General features: G+C 72.6%; 17 protein-coding genes. 11 read left to right on the top strand and 6 right to left on the bottom strand.

Annotation, left to right across the window (positions count from 1 at the left end):
- Positions 1-19 precede the first annotated feature (19 nt).
- The 4 genes from M8542_RS24960 to M8542_RS24945 all read left to right on the top strand — a co-directional run bounded on the left by M8542_RS24960 (position 20) and on the right by M8542_RS24945 (position 5,327).
- The gene (locus M8542_RS24960; RefSeq protein WP_257922655.1) at positions 20-1,216 is read left to right on the top strand and encodes a hypothetical protein; all 1,197 of its coding nucleotides are present in this window, start codon (positions 20-22) and stop codon (positions 1,214-1,216) included.
- A gap of 59 nt (positions 1,217-1,275) precedes the next feature.
- Positions 1,276-1,896 (top strand): DUF998 domain-containing protein, encoded by a 621-nt coding sequence (locus tag M8542_RS24955; RefSeq protein WP_257922654.1) that lies wholly within the window; start codon positions 1,276-1,278, stop codon positions 1,894-1,896.
- A 129-nt stretch (positions 1,897-2,025) separates the two neighbouring features.
- Complete coding sequence (locus M8542_RS24950; protein WP_257922716.1) at positions 2,026-3,216, top strand: thiolase family protein; 1,191 nt, start codon at positions 2,026-2,028, stop codon at positions 3,214-3,216.
- Positions 3,216-5,327, top strand: coding sequence for a 3-hydroxyacyl-CoA dehydrogenase NAD-binding domain-containing protein (locus M8542_RS24945; protein ID WP_257922653.1), 2,112 nt, complete (start codon positions 3,216-3,218; stop codon positions 5,325-5,327). The genes M8542_RS24950 and M8542_RS24945 overlap by 1 nt, the downstream gene beginning before the upstream one ends.
- Here the strand turns inward: M8542_RS24945 and M8542_RS24940 are convergent.
- The gene (locus tag M8542_RS24940) at positions 5,324-5,752 is read right to left on the bottom strand and encodes a hypothetical protein (protein WP_257922652.1); all 429 of its coding nucleotides are present in this window, start codon (positions 5,750-5,752) and stop codon (positions 5,324-5,326) included. The genes M8542_RS24945 and M8542_RS24940 overlap by 4 nt on opposite strands.
- A 68-nt stretch (positions 5,753-5,820) precedes the next feature.
- Between M8542_RS24940 and M8542_RS24935 the strand changes: the two genes are divergently transcribed.
- Both M8542_RS24935 and M8542_RS24930 read left to right on the top strand, forming a co-directional pair.
- Positions 5,821-7,347, top strand: coding sequence for a twin-arginine translocation signal domain-containing protein (locus M8542_RS24935; RefSeq protein WP_257922651.1), 1,527 nt, complete (start codon positions 5,821-5,823; stop codon positions 7,345-7,347).
- On the top strand, positions 7,341-8,408 hold the full coding sequence (locus M8542_RS24930; protein ID WP_257922650.1) for an alpha/beta hydrolase: 1,068 nt from the start codon (positions 7,341-7,343) through the stop codon (positions 8,406-8,408). Before M8542_RS24935 ends, M8542_RS24930 begins: the two co-directional genes overlap by 7 nt.
- Before the next feature lie 56 nt (positions 8,409-8,464).
- Here the strand turns inward: M8542_RS24930 and M8542_RS24925 are convergent, their stop codons facing one another.
- From M8542_RS24925 to M8542_RS24915, 3 genes are read right to left on the bottom strand one after another with little or no spacing between them, the layout of a single operon-like run.
- Positions 8,465-9,589, bottom strand: coding sequence for a sensor histidine kinase (locus M8542_RS24925; RefSeq protein WP_257922649.1), 1,125 nt, complete (start codon positions 9,587-9,589; stop codon positions 8,465-8,467).
- Positions 9,586-10,263: a response regulator transcription factor gene (locus tag M8542_RS24920; RefSeq protein WP_257922648.1), complete on the bottom strand. Its 678-nt coding sequence runs from the start codon at positions 10,261-10,263 to the stop codon at positions 9,586-9,588. The genes M8542_RS24925 and M8542_RS24920 overlap by 4 nt, the downstream gene beginning before the upstream one ends.
- Positions 10,264-10,298: 35 nt before the next feature.
- On the bottom strand, positions 10,299-11,813 hold the full coding sequence (locus M8542_RS24915; RefSeq protein ID WP_257922647.1) for a PucR family transcriptional regulator: 1,515 nt from the start codon (positions 11,811-11,813) through the stop codon (positions 10,299-10,301).
- Between the two features lie 102 nt (positions 11,814-11,915).
- Here M8542_RS24915 and M8542_RS24910 point away from each other — a divergent pair, with 102 nt between their 5' ends.
- The 5 genes from M8542_RS24910 to M8542_RS24890 are packed head-to-tail and all read left to right on the top strand — an operon-like array spanning position 11,916 to position 18,738.
- Entirely contained in the window at positions 11,916-13,361 is a 1,446-nt protein-coding gene (locus tag M8542_RS24910; RefSeq protein WP_257922646.1) for a sodium:solute symporter family protein, read from the top strand.
- Complete coding sequence (gene speB, locus M8542_RS24905) at positions 13,354-14,298, top strand: agmatinase (protein ID WP_257922645.1); 945 nt, start codon at positions 13,354-13,356, stop codon at positions 14,296-14,298. The genes M8542_RS24910 and speB overlap by 8 nt, the downstream gene beginning before the upstream one ends.
- Positions 14,295-15,938 carry a thiamine pyrophosphate-binding protein gene (locus M8542_RS24900; RefSeq protein ID WP_257922644.1) on the top strand — a complete coding sequence of 548 codons (1,644 nt, stop codon included), beginning with the start codon at positions 14,295-14,297 and terminating at the stop codon, positions 15,936-15,938. Before speB ends, M8542_RS24900 begins: the two co-directional genes overlap by 4 nt.
- Positions 15,935-17,293 carry an aminobutyraldehyde dehydrogenase gene (locus tag M8542_RS24895; protein ID WP_257922643.1) on the top strand — a complete coding sequence of 453 codons (1,359 nt, stop codon included), beginning with the start codon at positions 15,935-15,937 and terminating at the stop codon, positions 17,291-17,293. Before M8542_RS24900 ends, M8542_RS24895 begins: the two co-directional genes overlap by 4 nt.
- On the top strand, positions 17,290-18,738 hold the full coding sequence (locus M8542_RS24890; protein WP_257922642.1) for a purine-cytosine permease family protein: 1,449 nt from the start codon (positions 17,290-17,292) through the stop codon (positions 18,736-18,738). Before M8542_RS24895 ends, M8542_RS24890 begins: the two co-directional genes overlap by 4 nt.
- A 1-nt stretch (position 18,739) precedes the next feature.
- Here the strand turns inward: M8542_RS24890 and M8542_RS24885 are convergent, their stop codons facing one another.
- Together M8542_RS24885 and M8542_RS24880 are read right to left on the bottom strand one after the other, a co-directional pair.
- Positions 18,740-19,864, bottom strand: a complete 1,125-nt coding sequence (locus M8542_RS24885; RefSeq protein WP_257922641.1) for a tetratricopeptide repeat protein — start codon at positions 19,862-19,864, stop codon at positions 18,740-18,742.
- Entirely contained in the window at positions 19,861-21,069 is a 1,209-nt protein-coding gene (locus M8542_RS24880) for an ATP-binding protein (protein WP_257922640.1), read from the bottom strand. The genes M8542_RS24885 and M8542_RS24880 overlap by 4 nt, the downstream gene beginning before the upstream one ends.
- Positions 21,070-21,078: the final 9 nt, after the last annotated feature.

Raw genomic sequence — 21,078 nt, 5'->3', positions numbered from 1 at the left:
GGGCCCGGATACTGGGCAGGTGAACGTTTCTCCGTGCGGCCATCTCGCCCCGGCCGCCGGGGCGCGCGTCTGCGCCCACCTCACCACCGACAACGGACCGGCCTGCTTCCGCGTGTTCACCGGCCGCGGGGCCCGGTTCGACCTGCTGTGCCAGGAGTGTGCCGATACGAAGGAGCCCGAGCTGCTCGACGCGTGCGTCGGCTGCTTCGACCGGGCCGAGGAGCTGGCGCACCTCGGCCGGCGTGGCACAACCGAAGTCCTCCTGCGGGACCGGGAGCTGCCCGGCACCTGGACGACCCGGCCCTGCCCCGTGACCCCGCTGAACGACCGGTGCCTCGTCCCCGTGCCCGGGGGCTGGCTCGCGCTCACCCAGGCGGGCTTCGTCCGGATAGACGACGAAGACCAGTGGCTCCTCGGGCCGGTCGAGCCGGCCGAGGAACGCGACGTCGAACGGTTCGACCGCCCGGACCGGCCCCGCGGTCCCGCGCTGCACGCCTCGGCCGACGGCCGGTTCGCGGCGGTCGTCTCGGACTACGGGCAGTACGGAACCGTCGTGGACCTGACCGAGTGGGTCACCGTGCTCGACCTCGACCGGGACTGGGACGACAACGAATGGACGCGCTACCCGTTCGCGTTCCTCGACGGGGGCAGGTTCGCCGCAGCCACCGCGTGCGACCGGCTCGACGTCTTCGACGCGGCCACCGGGCGCCTGCTCACCGAGCACGCGGACGATTCCGGCTACTTCTTCGGCGCACTGCTGCCGAGCCCGTCCGGCCGGTCGCTGCTCGTCGACGGCTGGGCCTGGCACCCGGTCGGGATCCCGCTCGTCATCGACTGCGCCGCGTGGCTCGCGGGCGACCGGAACCTGCCTCAGCTGGCCGATCGCGGGGACGTCTGGGACGAGCCGATGGCCTGGCTGGACGAGGAAACCATTGCGCTGCAAGGCCTCGGCACCGAACGACCGCCGCTCGACGGCGTCGAGCTGCGCGCGGCGGCGTCCGGCCGGCTGATCGGGCAGTTCGCCGGGCCGAAGGGCCGCATGTGGGCCCACGGCGGTCTGCTGTACGTCGCCGCCGAAGCCGGGCTCGAGGTCTGGGACCCCGCCGAAGGCGCCCGGGCCGGGCTCCTCGAAGGCTTCGCGCCGATCGCCCACCACGACGGCGCCTTCGCGGAACTCCGTAACGATCAGCTGAGGATCTGGGCGACCGTCGGGTAACAACGCTCCTCCCGGGGCACCAAACCGCCGATGACCCTGGTGAGACCCCGGAGGCAGCCATGACGACGGCGACCCAGACCCCACTCGTGCATTCGTACCTGTTCCTCCGGCGCGCCATCGGGCTGATCGGGCTGGCCTTGCCGTTCGTGCTGATCTTCGGCAAGCAGCTGGTCGACGGCGGCGACCTCGCCGGCTCGCTCAGCGCGTACTACTACACCGATCTCCGCAACGTCTTCGTCGGCGCGATGTGCGCGGCCGGGGTGTTCCTGCTCGCGTACTACGGCCACGACTACGTCGACAACATCGTGAGCACGCTGGCCGGTCTGGGCGCGATCGGGCTCGCGCTCTTCCCGACGACGCCGGACCACGACGTGAGTGCGTGGGACCGGACCTCGGGCGTGCTGCACCTGGCGTTCGCGGCGGTGTTCTTCCTGTCCCTCGCCTACTTCTGCCTGCGCCTGTTCCCCCACGACGGCGAGCAGCCGCCGGGCGTCGGGGTCATCTACCGGGTCTGCGGCGCGGTGATCCTGGCCGCGCTGGTGCTGATCGCGCTGACGAGCTGGCTGCGGCTGGTGCCGGAGTGGCACCCGGCGCTGTGGCTGGAGGCGGCCGCGGTGTGGGCGTTCGGTGTCGCGTGGCTCGTGAAGGGGCAGACCCTGACGCCCAAGAGTGTGCCGTAGCCCACTCGACCGGGCCACTCCACTGGTTACCCGTGGGTAACAAGGGCTATCGTGCGGCTAACAGACGTCTACTTCCATGGAGCATTCGTGGCCGCACCAGCAACGCCGCTCGCGCCGAACGCGCGGGGCGTGCGAAACGTCGCCTTCGTCGAGGGGGTACGCACCCCCTTCGGCAAGGCCGGCGACAAGGGCATCTACGCCGGGACCCGCGCCGACGACCTCGTCGTCAACGCCATCCGTGAGCTGCTGCGGCGGCACCCCGAACTGCCGCCCGAGCGCGTCGACGAGGTGGCCATCGCCGCCACCACCCAGATCGGCGACCAGGGCCTGACCATCGGCCGCACCGCCGCGCTGCTCGCCGGCCTGCCGAAGTCGGTGCCCGGCTTCGCCATCGACCGCATGTGCGCCGGCGCGATGACCGCCGTCACCACCGCCGCGTCCGGCATCGGCTTCGGCGCCTACGACATCGCCATCGCCGGTGGCGTCGAGCACATGGGCCGCCACCCGATGGGCGAGGGTGTCGATCCGAACCCGCGGATCATCGCCGACAAGCTCGTCGACCCGACCGCGCTGGTCATGGGCCAGACCGCCGAGAACCTGCACGACCGCTTCCCGGCGATCACCAAGCAGCGCACCGACGCCTACGCCGCGCGCAGCCAGGAGCGTTACGCCGAGGCGGTCAAGACCGGCAAGATCGGCCCCGAGCTGGTCCCCGTCGCCACCCGCTCGAAGGAACTGGGCTGGGGCCTGGCCACCGAGGACGAGCCGCCGCGTCCGGGCACCACGCTGGAAACCCTCGCGAACCTCAAGACGCCGTTCCGCCCGCACGGCCGGATCACCGCGGGCAACGCGGCCGGCCTGAACGACGGCGCGACCGCCTCGATCCTCGCCGACGAGGAGACCGCCCGCGAGCTGGGCCTGCCGGTCGCCATGCGGCTGGTCGGCTACTCCTTCGCCGGCGTCGAGCCGGAGGTCATGGGCATCGGCCCGGTCCCGGCCACCGAGAAGCTGTTCAAGCGCACCGGCCTGTCGATCGACGACATCGGCCTGTTCGAGATCAACGAGGCCTTCGCCGTGCAGGTGCTGGCCTTCCTCGACCACTTCGGCATCGACGACGAAGACCCGCGCGTCAACCAGTGGGGCGGCGCGATCGCGTGCGGCCACCCGCTGGCCTCGTCCGGCGTCCGGCTCATGACGCAGCTGGCCCGCCAGTTCGCCGAGCGGCCCGACGTTCAGTACGGCATGACCACGATGTGCATCGGCATCGGCATGGGCGGCACCGTGATCTGGGAGAACCCGGCCTTCGAGGGGGCGAAGTAATGACTTTCACCGTAGAAGAGGCGAAGGGCGCGTTCCCGGACGAGGTCGTCACGGTCGCGACGACCCGGCTCGTGAAGGTGCCCGGGCTCGAGAGGCCCGTCGCGCTGATCACGCTCGACAACGGCCACGACCACACCCGGCCGAACACCTTCGGCCCGCAGGGTCTGGTGTCCCTCAACGCCGCGCTGGACAAGGCCTTCGAGGCCGCGCCGGCCGCGATCGCCGTCACCGGCAAGCCGTTCATCTTCGCCGTCGGCGCGGATCTGTCCGGTGTGGAATCGGTGAGTGACCCGAAGCTGGCGCGCGAGATCGCCCAGACCGGGCACGACGTGTTCCGCCGCCTCACCGAAACCGAGATCCCGACGTTCGGGTTCATCAACGGCGCGGTCATGGGCGGCGGCCTCGAGCTGGCGCTGTCCTGCCACTACCGGACGCTCTCGGAGAACACCGCCGCGATCGCGTTCCCCGAGGTCTTCCTCGGCCTGTTCCCGGGCTGGGGCGGCACGCAGCTGCTGCCGAACCTCATCGGCCCGGACGCCGCCGTCACCGTGATCATCGAGAACGCGTTGGCGCAGAACAAGATGCTCAACGTCAAGAAGACCGCGGAACTCGGCATCGTCGACGCGGTCTTCGACTCGGCGGACTACCTGGAGCAGTCGCTGCTGTGGCTGGCTCGCGTGGTGAACGGCGAGATCACCCCGGAGCGCCGGGAAATCAACCGCGGCTCCGAGTGGGACGCCGCCATCGCCCGGGCCAAGTCTATTGTGGACGGCCGCACGCACGGCGCCTCGCCGGGCGCCACGAAGGCCGTCGAGCTGCTGGAGCTGGCCCGCGAGAACGACCTGGACCGCGGGTACGCGGCCGAGACCGACGGCCTCGCCGAGCTGCTCATGTCCGACGTCCTGCGTGCCGGGCTGTACTCGTTCAACCTGGTCAACAAGCGCGCCAAGCGCCCGGCCGGCGCGCCGGACAAGTCGCTGGCCCGCAAGGTGAACAAGGTCGGCATCGTCGGCGCCGGCCTGATGGCCAGCCAGCTCGCGCTGCTGTTCGTGCGCCGCCTCAAGGTGCCGGTCGTGCTGACCGACGTCGACCAGGCCCGCGTCGACAAGGGCGTCGGCTACGTCCACGACGAGATCGACAAGCTCCTGGCCAAGAAGCGCGTCTCCCCGGACGGCGCCAACCGGCTCAAGGCGCTGGTCTCCGGCTCGCTCGACAAGGCCGCGTTCTCCGACGCCGACTTCGTCATCGAAGCCGTGTTCGAGGAGCTGGGTGTCAAGCAGCAGGTGTTCGCCGAGCTGGAGCAGCACGTCTCCCCCGAGGCGATCCTCGCGACGAACACCTCGTCGCTGTCGATCACCGCGATGGCCTCGAAGCTGCAGCACCCCGAGCGCGTGGTCGGCTTCCACTTCTTCAACCCGGTCGCCGTGCTGCCGCTGCTGGAGATCGTCCGCGGCGAGCGGACCGACGACGCGTCGCTGGCGACGGCGTTCTCGGTCGGCAAGCAGCTGAAGAAGTCCAGCGTGCTGGTGAAGGACGCGTCCGCGTTCGTCGTCAACCGGCTGCTGCTGCGCTTCCTCGGCGAGGTGCTGGTCACCGTCGACGAGGGCACGCCGTTCGACGTCGCGGACCAGGCCCTGGAACCGCTGGGCCTGCCGATGACACCGCTGACGCTGATGCAGCTCGTCGGCCCGGCCATCGCGCTGCACGTCGGCGAGACGCTGCACGAGGCGTTCCCGGACCGGTTCACCGTGTCGGACAACCTCGCGAAGTTCGTCAAGGCGGGCAAGAAGGGCGTCTGGATCTGGGACGCCCAGGGCAACCAGTCGGCCGACCCCGAGGTCGTCGAGCTGTGGACGCAGGGCGACCGGCCGTCCACTTCGGAGCAGGTGCGCGACCGGGCGCTGTCGGCCATCGCCGAGGAGATCCGGATCATGCTCGACGAGGGCGTGGTCGCCGAGGCGCAGGACATCGACCTGTGCCTGATCCTCGGCGCGGGCTGGCCGTTCTGGAACGGCGGCATCACGCCGTACCTGGACCGCTCCGGCGTGTCCGAGCGCGTGAACGGCAAGCCGTTCCTCGCCCCGGGCGTCGCTTCGGTCCCGGCGAGCTAGTACTCGCCCTCACGAGGGCACTTCGGCGGCGGCGCGGTGAGGTTCAGCTGCGCCGCCGTCGCGTCCGCGTCGATGACCGTCACGCGCTCGGCCGTCCGGAAGCGGGCGTGCAGTTCCCGGGCCCAGGCCTTCAGGTCGGTGCCCGGGACGGCGAGCAGCGAGACCGACGGCGGGTCGACGAACACCCGCCGCGCCTTCGGGTCGTCGTGCAGGGCCTGCGCCCCGGCCCGCATTTCGGCGTCGGAGGCGAAGACCACGACGACCGCCGCGCACAGCGTGTGCCCGGCCAGGGGCGCCGGGTTCGTGTCGACCGGCAGGTCCGGTGGGCGCTGCAAGGCCGCGATCCCGAACGCGAGCCCCACGCCGGCGGCCAGCGCCAGCGCGACGGCCGGCACGACCACGCGGACCAGCGGTTTCTCCTCCACGTCGAAGATCACAGCACAGTTGGCCGCCGGGACACCGTCCGTTCACTCCAGCGGCTTAGCGTCCGCGCGTGACCACCGACAGACGCCGGTTCCTCAAGGGCGCCGGGCTCGCGGCCGCCGCCGCGGGCATCCCCATCCCCGATTCCGACATCGACGTGAGCCGGTTGTGCGGCCGCTACCAGTGGCTGGTGGGCGACCACCACACGCACAGCCAGTACTCCTACGACGCGATGTACCGGATCGACCAGATCGCCCGCGGCGGGCGGGCACACGGCACCGACTGGATCGTCTTCACCGACCACGGCCACGCCGAGCACGAGAAGGTGTCCGTCGAGCCGACGGAGGCCGACTTCCGCGCCGCCCGGCGGAAGTACCCGGACCTGCTGCTGTGGCACGGCATGGAGTGGAACGTCCCGGGCGCCGAGCACGCGACGGTGTTCTTCCAGGCCGGTTCGGAACAGGCGGCGAAGCTGCGTGAGTTCGAGCGGACCTTCGACTGGCGGCTGACGAACTCCGAGGCGTCGAGCCCGGCGAACGAGGCCCTCGCGCTGCGGGCGTTGCGCTGGCTCGCCGACGAAGAACGCGCCCGGCGGATCCACGCGCCGGTGGTGCTGATCAACCACCCGCTGCGCAACGGCCGCGTCGCGCCGCACGAGCTGCGGGCCTACCGCGACGCCGCGCCGGACATCGTCATCGGCATGGAGGGCGCGCCCGGCGCGCAGGCCGACGGCTTCCCGAAGCCGCTCGGCAACGGCGGCGCGCGGGGCGGCTACGCGAACGGCCCCGGCGCGAACTCCTGGCCCGGTTTCCCGGCCGAGGCGTACCGGACGTTCGGCGGCTGGGACTGGGCGACGGCGAAGGTCGGCGGCCTCTGGGACTCGCTGCTCGCCGAGGGCAAGCCGTGGTCGGTCACCACCAACTCCGACTCGCACTACAACCGCGGAGACACGCTGGTGCGACCCCCGGTGGCCGACGACTGGTACGACACGCACGGCAAGTACCCGGACCCGGTCGACAGCGGCGTCCCGCAGCTGGTTCCGCCGTACGCGGACTTCTACCCCGGCGAGTTCAGCCGCACGTACGTCGGCGCGAAGCGGCGAAGCCTCGAAGGCGTCCTCGAGGGTCTGCGAGCCGGGCGGGTCTGGGGCGTGCACGGCGGGCTGGTCCAGTCGCTCGAAGTCGGCGCGTACGGCAGCGGTGCGGCGGCGACCTTGGGTGGTCGGCTGCGGGTGCGCCGCGGTTCGGACGTCACGCTGGTGGTTTCCGCGCGGCTGGCTTCGCGGCCCAACGGCGGTGGTTCGGTGCCGAGGCTGGCGCGGTTGGACGTCGTGGCGGGCCCGGTGACCGGCCCGGTGACCGATCCCGACACGATGACGGCGCCGGGCACGAAGGTCGCCGAGTCGTTCGAGCCGCGGTGGGCGCCCGGGCGGCAGGTGGTCTTCCGGCACACCGTCCGGAACGTGCGCTCGCCGTTCTACTTGCGGGTACGCGGGACGAACGGCACTTCGGAGCCCACTCCGGACGTAATCGGGCAGGCGAACCCGTTCGAAGACTTGTGGATGTACGCGAACCCGATTTTCGTGGACGTGTGCTGAACGGGAGAGTGCTGCTCGTCCGGTCGATCATGACCGGGTTGCGGTGGCTGCTGCGGTTGCCGTCGCCGGTGTTGCGCGTGCTCGCGGGCCGGCCGGTGGTGGTCGACGGGCGGCAGCCGGTGCTTTCGGCCCAGGTGCTGATGCGGGTGTCGCGGTTCGCGCCGTTCGACGCGCCGCACCAGAACGGGGAGCTCGCGCGCGCCCGGACGGAGCTGAACCTGGCGGGCGCGCTCGCCGGCGCCGGGATCAGCCCGGGGGTGCGCACGCGCGACTCGTCGTGGCCGGGGCCCGGCGGCCGGTTGCCGCTGCGGCTGTACCAACCCGCCGGCCTCCCGGCGCCGGGGCCGGCGATCGTGTACTTCCACGGCGGCGGGTTCGTGCTCGGCAGCCTGGACACACACGAGGGCGCGTGCCGGTTGCTCGCCGAGGAAGCCGGCGTGCGGGTGGTGTCGATCGGCTACCGGCTGGCGCCGGAGCACCCGTTCCCGGCGGCGGCTTCGGACGCGGTCGCGGCGTTCGCTCACGTGGTCGCGCACGCGGCGGAGTTCGGCGTCGACCCGGCGCGGCTGGCGGTGGGCGGCGACAGCAGCGGCGGCAACCTGGCGGCGGTGGTGGCACACGCGTCGGCCCGCGGCGAGCTGCCGCCCCCGGCGTTCAGCCTGCTGCTGACCCCGGCGACGGACGCGCTCGGGGAGTCGGAGTCGCATCGGCAGTTCGGCTCGGGCTTCCGGCTGGACCGCGACGAATGGGCTTGGTATCGCGACCAATACCTGCGAGATCCGGCTTCCTACACCGATCCGCGCGCTTCGGTGGCCTATGACGAGACTCTCGACGGCCTCCCGCCGACGTACGTGGCCACATGCGGCTTCGACCTGCTCCGCGACGAAGGCGAGGCGTACGCTCGCCGGCTCGCTTCAGCCGGAGTCCCGTTGGTCCACCGACGTCACGAAGGTCAGCTCCACGGCTTCGCGAACCGCGTCGGCATCGACCCGGACGCCCGCGCGGCCATGATCCACGCGGCGGGCGTCCTCCGCGCCGGCCTCGCCCCCCCCCGGTCGTGAGTTTTTAGGGCGGTTAGAACCGCCCTAAACACTCACGACCAGCCGCGGCAGACTGCTTACCGGACGGGGAGGTGGACTGTCACGCCGAGGCCGCCGCCCACGATCGGCTCCGCGGTCACGCTGCCGCCGTGGGCCGCGACTGCCGCGCGGACGATCGACAAGCCCAAGCCCGCGCCGTGCCGGGCCGTGCGGGCCACCCCGGCTCGGCGGAACGGCTCGAACAGCTCCGTCACCGTTGCCGGGTCCACCAGCCCGCCCGAGGACCGCACCCGCAGCGTCGACCACTGCGGTCCCGGCTGCGTCGTGACCTCCAGCCAGCCGCCCTCGACGTTGTGGCGGACCGCGTTCTCCAGGAGGTTGCCCGCGATCCGCTCCAGCAGCGCCGGGTCGCCGAACGCGGGCGCCGGCGCCGTCGCGAACGACGCCCGGATCCCGTGCTTCTCCGCTTCGACGCGCGCCGCGCGCCAGGCCCGGTCGACGACCACCACCAGGTCGACCGGCTCGCGCACGCCGAGGCCTGCGCCGTCCGTCCGGGCCAACAGCAGCAGCGAGTTGACCAGCTGCCCGGCCCGTTCGGTGGCGTCGCGGACCACGCCGCCCATCCGCCGCAGCTCGGCCTCGTCGGCGTCGTCGTCGGCGAGGGTGACGTCGAGCTCCGTGCGGATCACCGACAACGGCGTCCGCAGCTCGTGGCTCGCGTTCGCGACGAAGTGGCGTTGCGCGTCGAACGCGGCCTGGAGCCGGTCGAGCATGTCGTCGAACGTCTCGGCCAGCACGGCCAGCTCGTCGCGCGGGCGCACCTGCCCGATCCGCTCCCCCAGCGACTCGACCGACAGCCGCCGCGCGGTGCCGGTGATTTCGCGCAGGGGCAGCAGGACGCGGGAGGTGAACGTCCAGGCGAGGATCGCCGCGGCCGCGACCACCAGCAGGAACGAGATCGACCCGAAGAGCAGCATCTGGTTGCGGGCGTGCACGCGCAGGTGCTCGGCCAGCGTCGAGGCGTCGACCGTGACGCCGTCGACGACCACGGTGCTGCCCGGCGGCATCTGCGGGACGGCGTCGAGCGAGTCGCGCACCAGCGTCCAGGCCAGCCAGAGCAGCAGCAGGCTGACCGCGGCGACCAGGACGGTCGCCAGCAGGGTGATCCGGGCGCGGAGGCTGCGGGTGCCCGGCAGGTTCACGCGCGCTGTGCGCCGGGCTCCGGAACGCGGTAGCCCGAGCCGACGACGGTCTCGATGATCCCCGGCTCGCCGAGCTTCTTGCGCAGCGTCATGACGGTGACCCGGACGGTCGTGGTGAAGGGATCGGCGTTCTCGTCCCAGACGCGCTCGAGGAGCTCCTCGCTGCTGACCACGGATCCGGAGGCCTGCAGGAGGACCTCGAGGACCCCGAACTCCTTGCGGGTCAGCTCGACCGGCCCGCTCGCCCGCCGCACGGTGCGCTTGGCGGGGTCCAGCTCGACGTCCCCGGCCGTGAGCAGCGGCGGCGCGGCCGGCGTGGCCCGGCGGCCGAGCGCCCGCACCCGCGCGACGAGCTCGGGGAAGGCGAAGGGCTTGGCGAGGTAGTCGTCGGCGCCCAGCGACAGCCCGTCCACCCGATCGGACACCGAGCTGCTCGCGGTGAGCATCAGCACCCGGGTGAGCTCCCCGGACGCGACGATCTCCCGGCACAGCTCGTCGCCGGACATCCCGGGCAGATCCCGATCGAGCAGCACGACGTCGTACCGCGTGACGGCGGCCTTCTCGTGTCCGTCGTCGCCCGTGAGCGCGACGTCCACGGCCATCCCTTCCCGGCGCAGCCCGCGAGCGATCGCGTCGGCCAGGGGTTCTTCGTCCTCGACTACCAAAACTCGCACGAGCCCACAATCCCATATTTTCCTGAGAGTGCCCTTTAAGGACTTTGTGTTTCCGGTGTGGCCCAGCGCAGCGCGAACCACAGCCGCATCCGCACCTCCGGATCCGCCAGATCCACCTCCAGCGCCCGCTCCACCTGCGTGATCCGATGCCGGACGCTGTTGCGGTGCACCCCCAGCTCCACCGCGGTCGGCTCCCACGCGCCGTGGTGGGACAGCCACACGCGCAGCGTGCGCACGAGCGAGCGGTCACCCGCCGCGTCCAGCGCGACCAGCGGATCCAACGCCCGGGCCGCGAACCCCGCCGCCGCGTCCGGGGCCAGCAGCGCGTCGAAGTCCCACGGCCCACCGCCCGCCACCACCGGACGCCCGAGCGCCTGCGCCCGCGCGAGCAGCAGCTCCACCTCCGCGGCCGAGCCGGCGAGCCGGACCGCCGGCACCGGTGGGCCGACCGCCGTCAGCCACCCGGCAGCACGCAGGTCTTCCAGCAACGACGGCGAAGGCGCCGAACCCGCGATCGCCGCGAACGACGGCCCCGGGCGCATCGACACCAGCGGCGTGTCCAGCCGGGCCCGCAACCAGTCCGGGCGCAGGGCCACCTCGTCCGGACCCCGCCGGTGGGCCGCCCCGGCCACCAGGCACGCGACGCCGGAGCCCAGCACCGCCCGCGCCACACCCTGGGCCGACGTGCGGCCCAGCAGCAGGTCCGTCGCCGCCGCGCCCAGCTCCGCCGCGTCCGACCCCGCGCGGCCGACCAAGCCCAGCAGGGCCGCGCCGACCGCGAGGATCGCCCGGTCCGCGCCGTCGAACCGCCGGGACCGGCCGACCACCACCAGGTGCGACGCCGTCGCCTGCGGGTACACCGGCTGGACCACCACGAAGCTGCCGCCCACCTCGGTCGTCGCGCTGCGGATGCCGCTGCCCGCCCGGACCGTCGCCATCAGCTCCCGCACCTCCGGCGGCAGCGGCGCCGGCGCGTCGTGCGCCGAGGCCAGGACGTCCCCCGCGCCCACCAGCGCCACCCACGACCGCAGCCGCGCCGCCAGTGCCGACGTCAGCTCGCTCAGCCCGTTCCCGGCGGCCCGCGTCAACGCCTCCCGCGCCGCGGTGATCCGCCGCTGCTCCCGCTGGCCCGCCTCGGTCAGCGCGACCGAAACCGCCCGGTTGACCGCCAGGAACGGCGTCCGCGACGGCACCACCAGCAGCGGCAGCCCGTGCCGCGCGCACGCCCGGCGCAGCGGCTCCGGCAGCGTCTCGAACACCGTCGGGGTGAGCCCGAACCCCAGCGCCGTCACCCCGGCGTCGCGCAGCCCGCGCACGTACCGGTCGACCTCCGCCGGCAGGTTCACCCCCGCGGTGAGGATCAGCTCGCCGCCCACCAGGTAGGGCGCGGGGTCCTGCAGCTCGCTGACGTGGGCCCAGCGCACCGGCGCGTCCAGCGCACCCGGCCGCAGCGTCTCCCGGACGACCTCGAGCGCGAGCTCCCGGTTGCCGACCACGTCCCGTAACGGGACATTCACTTCCGTGGACAGCGACTCCAGAAAATGGGTCATCTCATCCCCGATCGTGTCGACATGGAGACGAATCATCCCATGCCGACGGGGTGGCGGGCGAACCTACGGTGACCCGAACAGCACCGAAGCAAGGAGGACGCCGTGACCGGGGACTACGCCGTGATCGCGTTGTACATCGCGGGCATGCTCGGGGTCGGCTGGTACGGGCTCCGGCTCGCGAAGACCAAGTCCGACTACCTCGTCGCCGGGCGGCGGCTCGGCTGGTTCATGTACTCCGGCACGATGTCGGCCGTCGTCCTGGGCGGCGCGTCGACCGTCGGCGGCGTGAAGCTCGGCTACACCTACGGCATCTCCGGCATGTGGCTGGTCGTCAGCATCGGCGTCGGCATCCTGGTGCTGCACGCCGTGTTCGCGCGGCGGCTGGTGCGCCTGAAGGTCTACACCGTCGGCGAGATGCTCGACCTGCGCTACGGCGGCCGCACCAGCGCGGTGTCCGGCGTCGTCATGTGGGGCTACACCCTGATGCTGACGGTCACCTCGACGCTCGCCTTCGCCTCCATCTTCAAGGTGTTGTTCAACCTGCCCAACTGGGCCGGCATCGCGATCGGCGGCTCGATCGTGGTCCTCTACTCGGTGCTCGGCGGCATGTGGTCGATCACGCTCACCGACATCGCCCAGTTCGTCATCAAGACCATCGGCATCCTGGCGATCCTGCTGCCGGTCGCGATCAGCTCGGCCGGCGGCTTCAGCGGGATGAGCGAGAAGCTCGACGCGAGCTTCTTCAGCTTCACCTCGATCGGCACCGACACGATCATCACCTACTTCGTCATCTACACCTTCGGCCTGCTGATCGGCCAGGACATCTGGCAGCGCGTGTTCACCGCCCGCACCCCGGCGATCGCGACGTCCGGCGGCATCACCTCCGGCGTCTACTGCCTGGTCTACGGCCTGGCCGGCGCCCTGATCGGCACCGCGGCGCACACGCTCTACCCGGACCTCGCGAGCGCGCAGGACGCCTTCGCGACGATCGTCGAGCGCCTGCTGCCCACCGGCGTCCGCGGCCTGGTGCTGGCCGCCGCGCTCTCGGCCATGATGTCGACGGCGAGCGGCGCGCTGATCGCCTGCTCCACCACCACGACGTCGGACCTGCTCACCAAGCTGGGCCTGAAGAAGGGCGGCGAAGTCAGCCGCAACCGGATCGCCACGCTGGTACTGGGCCTGCTCGCCATCGGCATCGCGATGATCGTCGACGACGTCGTCAACGCGCTCACCATCGCCTACGACATCCTGGTCGGCGGGCTGCTGGTGGCGATCGTCGGCGCGCTGTTCTGGAAGCGCGGCACGCGGCAGGGCGCGTACGCGTCGATGATCGCCGGCACGGTGTTCGTGATCGCGTTCATGATCATCGACGGCGTCGACGCCAACACCCCGATCTACTGGGGCCTCGGCGCGAGCCTGGTGGTGTACCTCGCCGTCAGCTTCGCCACGCCCCGCACGGCCGACGCGATTCTTTCCCTTTGGACCCGCCGCCTGGCCGGCGAAGACACCACCACCGAGACCCGGGAACAGGAGCCCAGCAGTGCCTAACATCGGACCCCTCGACTCGTCGCGCGTCCCCCGGTTCGCCGGTTTCGCGACCTTCGCGCGGCTGCCGCGCATCGACCAGGTCGAGCACGCGGACGTCGCCGTCGTCGGCGTCCCCTTCGACTCCGGGGTGTCCTACCGGCCCGGCGCGCGGTTCGGCCCGGCGGCGGTGCGCGAGGCGAGCCGGCTGCTGCGGCCGTACCACCCGGAGCTGGATGTCTCGCCGTTCGAGGCGAAGCAGGTCGTCGACGCCGGGGACATCGCGGTCAACCCGTTCAACATCGGCGAAGCGATCGAAACCCTGCAGCAGGAAGCCGAAGCACTGCAGGCGAACGGGACGCGGCTGGTGACCGTCGGCGGCGACCACACCATCGCGCTGCCGCTGCTGCGCGCGGCGGCGAAGCAGCACGGACCCGTGGCCCTGCTGCACTTCGACGCGCACCTCGACACCTGGGACACCTACTTCGGCGAGCCGTACACCCACGGCACCCCGTTCCGCCGCGCGTCCGAGGAAGGCATCCTCGACACGAGCGCGCTGTCGCACGTCGGCACGCGCGGCCCGCTGTACGGCAAGCGTGACCTCGAAGAGGACCGGCGGCTCGGCTTCGGCATCGTCACCTCCGGCGACGTCCTGCGCCGCGGGGTCGCCGAGACCGTCGACGCGCTGCGCCAGCGCATCGGCGACCGGCCGCTGTACGTCTCGGTCGACATCGACGTGCTCGACCCGGCCCACGCGCCCGGCACCGGCACCCCGGAAGCCGGCGGCATGACCAGCCGCGAGCTGCTGGAGATCCTGCGCGGCCTGCGGGACCTCAACCTGGTCGGCGCGGACGTCGTCGAGCTCGCCCCGGCCTACGACCACGCCGAGATCACCGCCATCGCGGCCTCCCACGTCGCCTACGACCTGGTGAGCCTGCTGGCCTTGGAGAAGAACGCATGACCCGCATCGGTGGCGACGTCGTCGTCGAAACCCTCCGGGCGCTGGGCGCCGACACGGTGTTCGGCCTGCCGGGGCAGCACGCGCTGGGCCTGTTCGAGGCGTTGCGGCGGGCCGACGACGTGCGCGTGATCAGCGGGCGCGTCGAGAACAACCTCGCCTTCGCCGCCGACGGGCACGCCCGCGCGCGGCTCGCGGCGGACCCCGACGGCCCGGTGCCGGTGACGCCCCTGATCGTCTCGACCGGCCCGGGTGCGTTGCTGACCTTGGCTTCCCTGCAGGAGTCGCGGGCGGCGTCGGTGCCGGTGCTCGGGATCTCCAGCCAGGTCCCGGTGCCCGGGCTCGGCGGCGGCCGGCACGGCTACCTGCACGAGCTGCCCGACCAGCAGGCGAGCTTCCGCGACGTCGTGAAGTCGGTGCACGTCGTGCGCCGCGCGAGCCAGATTCCTACGGCGTTGCGCGAAGCATGGACGTCGGCTGCGACCGCGCCCTACGGCCCGGTGTGGGTCGAGATCCCCCAGGACGTGCTGCTCGGCCCGGCCGGGATCCCGCCGATCACCTCGGTGTCGGCGACTCCCCCGGTTCTGGAACCGCTGCCCGAGCTGGTCACCGCGGCGGCCGACCTGCTGGCCGCCGCGTCGAACCCGGTGATCCTCACCGGCGGCGGTGCCCTGCGCTCCGGTGCGCACGCCGAGCTGACGGCCCTGGCCGAGGCGTTGCGCGCGCCGGTGGTCTCGACGTTCGGCGGCAAGGGCGTCTTCGGCTGGGACCACGAGCTGTCCGGGCGCTCCTGGATGGAGGACTGGCACACCACGGAGTTCCTCGCGGACGCCGACGTGCTGCTGGTGCTCGGCTCCGGCCTCGGCGAGCTGTCCAGCAACTACCGCGAGTTCGCCCCGCGCGGCCGGGTGATCCAGGTCGAGGCCGACCTCGGCAAGCTGGAGTCGAACTACCCGGCGCTGGGCATCCACGCCGACGTCCGGCGCACGCTGCAGGCGCTGCTGGAGTGGGTGCCGATGCGGGCCTCCGACGGCCGGGCGGAGGCCGCGGTTTCCTCGCTGCTCGCCGCGGTCGAGTCCCGGTTGGACGGTCAGGACCTGGCCGTCGAGCGGAAGCTGATCGACGACATCCGCGGGGCGCTGCCCGAAGGCACGCAGACGTTCTGGGACATGACGATCGCCGCGTACTGGGCCTGGTCGGCGTGGAATCCCGAGGGCGCGCCGATCCACACCGCGCAGGGCGCGGGCGGGCTGGGCTACGGCCTGCCGGGCGCGCTCGGCGGCGCGGTCGCCGGCCGCCCGGCGCTCGCGGTGTCCGGGGACGGCGGCGCGATGTACGGCGTCGCCGAGCTGGCCACCGCGGTGCAGCACGGCCTCGACGTCACCTGGCTGGTCGTCGACGACGGCGGCTACGGCGTCCTGCGCGAGTACCTCACCGGCGCCTTCGGCCACACCACGGCCACCGAGCTGGCCCGGCCCGACTTCGTGGCACTGGCCGAGTCGTTCGGCGTGGCCGCGACACTGTCCACTCCGGACACCGTCGGCGCGGACCTGGCGAAGGCGCTGCGCACGCCGGGGCCGTCCGTGGTCGTCCTGCCCGTCCTGCTGAAGCTGTTCGCGCCGACCCACCTGGAGAAGGCATGACCCGCACGCTCGACCTGACCGACCCGGCGACCGGCGAGGTGTTCGGCACCAGCCCGATCGCCGGGCAGTCCGATGTGGACAACGCGATGGCGGCCGCCGCGCAAGCGTTTGCGGTCTGGCGGCGCACCACTCCGGCCCAGCGGCAGCTGGCGCTGCTGAAGATCGCCGACACCCTGGAAGCGCGGGCCGCGGAGTTCGCGGACCTGGAGGTGCGCGAGACCGGCAAGATCCGCTCGGTCGTCCTCGACGAGGAGATCCCGGAGTCCGTGAGCGCGCTGCGGTTCTTCGCGGGCGCCGCGCGGCAGCTCGAAGGCACCGCCGCCGGGGAGTACGCGCCGGGTCACACGTCGGTGATCCGCCGTGAGCCGGTCGGTGTCTGCGCGCAGATCGCGCCGTGGAACTACCCGCTGATGATGGCGGTCTGGAAGATCTCGCCGGCGCTGGCCGCGGGCAACACCGTGGTGCTCAAGCCGGCCGAGACGACGCCGTCGACGGCCGTGCTGCTGGCCGAGGTCGCGGCCGCGTTCCTGCCGGCGGGCGCGTTCACCGTGCTGACCGGCGACCGCGACACCGGCCGCGCGCTGGTGCGCCACCCGAGCACGGACCTCGTCTCGATCACCGGCTCGACGCGCGCGGGCATCGACGTCGCCACCGTCGCGGCCGCGGACCTCAAGCGCACCCACCTGGAGCTGGGCGGCAACGCGCCGCTGCTGGTGTTCGGAGACGTCGACCTCGACGCGACGGCCGAAGGCATCGTGGGTGCGGCGTTCTACAACGCCGGGCAGGACTGCACCGCGGGCAGCCGGGTGCTGGTGCACGCGTCGATCCACGACGGCTTCGTCGCCGCGCTGGCCAAGGCGGCCGCGGCGCAGACCCCGGGTGTCGACTTCGGGCCGCTGAACAGCGCGGCGCAGTTCTCGCGCGTCGAGGGCCTGATCACGCGGCTGCCGTCGCACGCGCGGATCGAAACCGGCGGGTCGCGGCACGGCTCGGCGGGCTTCTACTTCGCCCCCACCGTGGTCTCGGGGCTGCGGCAGGACGACGAGCTCGTCCAGGAGGAGATCTTCGGGCCGGTCATCACGGTTCAGTCCTTTTCGGACGAAGCCACCGGCGTGGCGCTGGCCAACGGTGTCCCGTACGGGCTGGCGTCGTCGGTGTGGACGAACGACCTCGGCGTCGCCGCGCGGGTGTCGGCCGAGCTGGACTTCGGCTGCGTGTGGGTCAACACGCACGGCCCGCTGGTCGCCGAGATGCCGCACGGCGGGTTCGGCCACTCCGGCCACGGCAAGGACCTTTCGGCGTACGCCTTCGCCGAGTACACGCGCGTCAAGCACGTCATGACGAGGTTCGCATGAGCGCGCGCGTGACGGAGGTCGAGCACAACGGCATCGCCCCGATCCCGCCGGAGGAGCAGACGTCGCGCCCGCGTGACCTGTTCCGGATGGCGTTCGGCGGCGCGAACACGTTCGCCACGATCATCCTGGGCACGCTGCCGATCGCGTACGGGCTGAGCTTCCGCGACGCGGCGCTGGCCACCGCGCTCGGCGTCGTCGTCGGCGGGTTGGTGCTGGCGCCGATGGCGTTGTTCGGGCCGCGCACGCGGACCAACAACGCGGTGTCGTCCGGCGCGCACTTCGGCGTGGTCGGGCGGTGCGTCGGGTCGTTCCTGTCGCTGCTGACGGCGATCACGTTCTTCGCGATCTCGGTCTGGGTCAGCGGCGACGCGGTGGCGGGCGCGGCGCAGCGGCTGTTCGGCTTCGACGGCGGCGCGGTGCTGCGCGGCGTCGCCTACGGCGTCATCGCGATCGCGACGCTCGTGGTCTGCATCTACGGCTACCGGTTCATGCTGCTGGTGAACCGGGTCGCGGTGGTGCTCGGCACGGTGATCATGCTGCTGGGGATCGTGGCCTACGGCGGCTCGTTCGACCCGGGCTACGGCGGCACCGGGACGTACGCGCTGGGCACGTTCTGGCCGACGTTCACCCTGGCGGCGCTGACCGCACTGGCGAACCCGATCAGCTTCGGCGCGTTCCTCGGCGACTGGGCACGCTACATCCCTTCGCGGTTCAGCAAGCGCTCGCTGCTGACCGCGCCGTTCCTGGCCCAGGTGGCGACGCTGCTCCCGTTCGGCTTCGGCATCGCGACCGCGACGCTGGTGGCGGACCCGGCGGACTACATCACCGGCCTGACCGCGATTTCCCCGCTGTGGTACGCGATTCCGCTGATCGTGGTCGCGCTGATCGGCGGCCTGTCGACCGGGACGACGTCGCTCTACGGCACGGGCCTGGACTTCAGCTCGATCTTCCCGCGGCTGTCGCGGGTCCAGGCGACCCTGCTGATCGGGACGCTGAGCGTGGCGTTCATCTTCGTCGGCAACTTCGTGCTGGACATGGTGTCGAGCATCAACGCGTTCGCGACGCTGATCGTGCTGTGCACGTCGCCGTGGATGGTGATCATGATGATCGGCTTCGTGCAGCGGCGCGGCTTCTACGACGTGGCGGACCTGCAGGTGTTCAACGAGGGCCGGCGCGGTGGGCGGTACTGGTTCGCCCGCGGGGTGAACTGGCGCGCGATGGCGGCCTGGATCCCCGCGACGACGCTGGGCCTGCTGTGCGCGAACACGCCGATGATCGCGGGACCGTTGCGCGACATCGCGGGTGGGGTGGACATCAGCCTGCTGGTCACCCTGGCGACCGCGGCGGTGGCGTACCCGGTGCTGGTGAAGCTGTTCCCGGAACCGCCGGAGGTGTTCGCCTCGGCGCCGCTCCCGGTCACCGCCGCGCTCCCGGCCGAAGCCTGAGTCAGCGCCGGAGGCGCTGCGCGAGTTCGAGCCAGGCGTCCCGGCGCAGCAGGGCGGTGCGGTCGCTGAGGTCCTGCAGCTTCCGGCGGGCCACGCCCGCCGCGACGCCGTAGCCGACGAGACCGGCGATCGCCGTCAGGCGGCCGATCGTCGAGCTGGCCCACGGCACGGCCACCGCGAGCAGCCCGCACAGGGCCGCCCAGGCGATCCCGGCGAGGTACGGACGCAGGAGCTCGTCGTGGCGCAGCAACCGCCTCGCGGCGGGACGCATCGCCGGCGGGAACGCGCGGCGAGGCCGGGAAACCAGCACGAACCACGCGGCCGCGACGAGCAGCACCGAGCCGGCCACGCGGACCACCAGGCCGCCGGTGGCCCCGAGCACGGGCGCGGCGGACGCCATGACCAGCGCGCCCGCCAGCATCCCGACCACGACGAAGTGCGTGCGCGCGAACAGAATCCAGGTGGCGAGGGCGAGGTTCCGGGCCGCCACCGCGTCCTGCGGGTCGAGCGTCAGGACCTCGGCGAAGCCGTGGACCGCGCGAACCGCCCGGCGGCAGCGGAGGTCCACCAACGCCTGCAGGCGCAGGGCTTCGGTGTTGTCCGGTTCGAGCGCCAGCGCCGCCCGCACCGGATCCGCGGCGTCCCGGGCGGCCGCGGCGTCCGAGCGGGCCAGCAGCACAGTCGCCTGCGCCAGCAGGGGCCGCGGCGAGCCGGGCGCGAGTTCGCAGGCGCGCCGGGCGTGTTCGAGCGCCCGCGTGCGGACGTCCGGCGGTGTCTGGTCGCCGCCCACGACCAGCGCTCGCGCCAGGCTGCTGTGGGCCTCGACGGTGCCGGGGTCCACGCCGAGTGCCGCTTCGAAGGCCGCGACGGCGGCGCCGGGCCGGTTCAGCGCGGCCAGGATCCAGCCGTGGTGCACGAAGGCTTCGGCGCGCGGAGGCCCGGCGGCGAGAACACGTTCGATCGAAGCCAACGCCGCTTCCTGGGCGCCCGAGCCGTGCTGAGCGAGGGCCAGCAGGTGCCACAGGGCACTCGAGTCCGGGTCCGTGGCCAGGGCCGCGGTCGCCTCCCGGATCGCCCGCTCGAACTGCCGGGCCTGGACGAGGGCGGCCACCCGGCGCGTCGTCACAGCAGTTTCTTCCGCTTGAGGTAGCCGGCCAGCTCGTCGTAGGCGCCGTCGGCGTTCGCGTAGAGCACGACGTTGCGCGCCGCGGCGAACCAAGCCGCGGCGGACGGCCGGATCTCCGGCAGCGCGCCGAGCAGGTCGGCCATCCCGATCTCCCGGGGCACGCCGCTCTCGACCGAGGCCAGCAGGGCGCGCTCGCTCGCGGTCTCGCACAGGTGCGCGAGGTCCGCGCCCGACCAGCCGTCGGTCCGCTTCGCCAGCTGCTTCAGGTCGATCCCCGCCACCGGCCGGTCCCGCAGGTGGTACTCGAGGATCGCGGCCCGGGCGGGCTCGTCGGGCGGCAGCACCAGCAGGGTCCGGTCGAACCGGCCGGGGCGGCGCAACGCGGTGTCGACGTCCCACGGCGCGTTGGTCGCGGCGAGCACGAAGACGCCCTCGTTGTCTTCGGTCACCCCGTCGAGCTCGACCAGCAGCTGGGCGACGACGTTGCGGGCCGCGGCGCCGGCCAGCCGGGACCGCTTCTGCCCGATCGCGTCGAGCTCGTCGAAGAACACCACGCACGGCGCGGCCCGGCGGGCGGCGAGGAAGAGCTCGTGCAGGTTGCGCTCGGAGTTGCCGAGCCACATGTCCAGCACCTCGTCGAGCCCGACCGCGAGGAACCGCGCCCGCAGCTCGCCGGCGACGGCCTTGGCGAGGAACGTCTTCCCGTTGCCGGGCGGGCCGTAGAGCAGCAGGCCGCCCCGCAGGCTCTTGCCGTACAGCTTGCGAAGCTCGGGATTGCGCATCGGCGCCAGGAACGCGGCGTCGAGCCGCTTCTTGACGTCGGTCATCCCGCCGACGTCGGCGAGCGTGACGCGCGGCTGTTCGACGTCGGCGGTGAGCTCGGCCGGCGCCGGCCCGGTCGGCACCGCTTCGGCGCCGTCGACGAAGCGCGGCGAAACGACGTCGGCGACCTGGCTTTCGGCGGCCGCCCAGTCGAAGCCGGGCTTCGGCTCGGCCACCGGCGTTCCGGTCAGCGCCCTGGCCATCAGCTGGGCGGCTTCGGCGTTGCCCGGGTCCTGCCCGAGCAGAGCGCCCAGGTGCGCGACGGCCTCGTCCCGCCCACCGCGTTCGAGGAGCAAGCCGGCCAGGTGCAGCCGGAGCGGAACGTCGCCGGGCGCCGCCGAAACCGCGGCACGCAGGCTGTCGAGCAGGGGGTCGGGAGTCACCCGCCGAGG

It is taken from the genome of Amycolatopsis iheyensis, from assembly GCF_024703995.1.
Taxonomy (GTDB): Bacteria; Actinomycetota; Actinomycetes; order Mycobacteriales; family Pseudonocardiaceae; genus Amycolatopsis; species Amycolatopsis iheyensis.
This window is presented reverse-complemented; position numbering and strand designations above follow the sequence as displayed.

Bases quoted from the DNA above. Each gene is read 5' to 3' on its own strand.
- M8542_RS24890 (WP_257922642.1), top strand. From the start codon at position 17,290: ATGAGCGCGCGCGTGACGGAGGTCGAGCACAACGGCATCGCCCCGATC.
- M8542_RS24895 (WP_257922643.1), top strand. From the start codon at position 15,935: ATGACCCGCACGCTCGACCTGACCGACCCGGCGACCGGCGAGGTGTTC.
- M8542_RS24945 (WP_257922653.1), top strand. From the start codon at position 3,216: ATGACTTTCACCGTAGAAGAGGCGAAGGGCGCGTTCCCGGACGAGGTC.
- M8542_RS24955 (WP_257922654.1), top strand. From the start codon at position 1,276: ATGACGACGGCGACCCAGACCCCACTCGTGCATTCGTACCTGTTCCTC.
- M8542_RS24900 (WP_257922644.1), top strand. From the start codon at position 14,295: ATGACCCGCATCGGTGGCGACGTCGTCGTCGAAACCCTCCGGGCGCTG.
- M8542_RS24915 (WP_257922647.1), bottom strand. From the start codon at position 11,813: ATGACCCATTTTCTGGAGTCGCTGTCCACGGAAGTGAATGTCCCGTTA.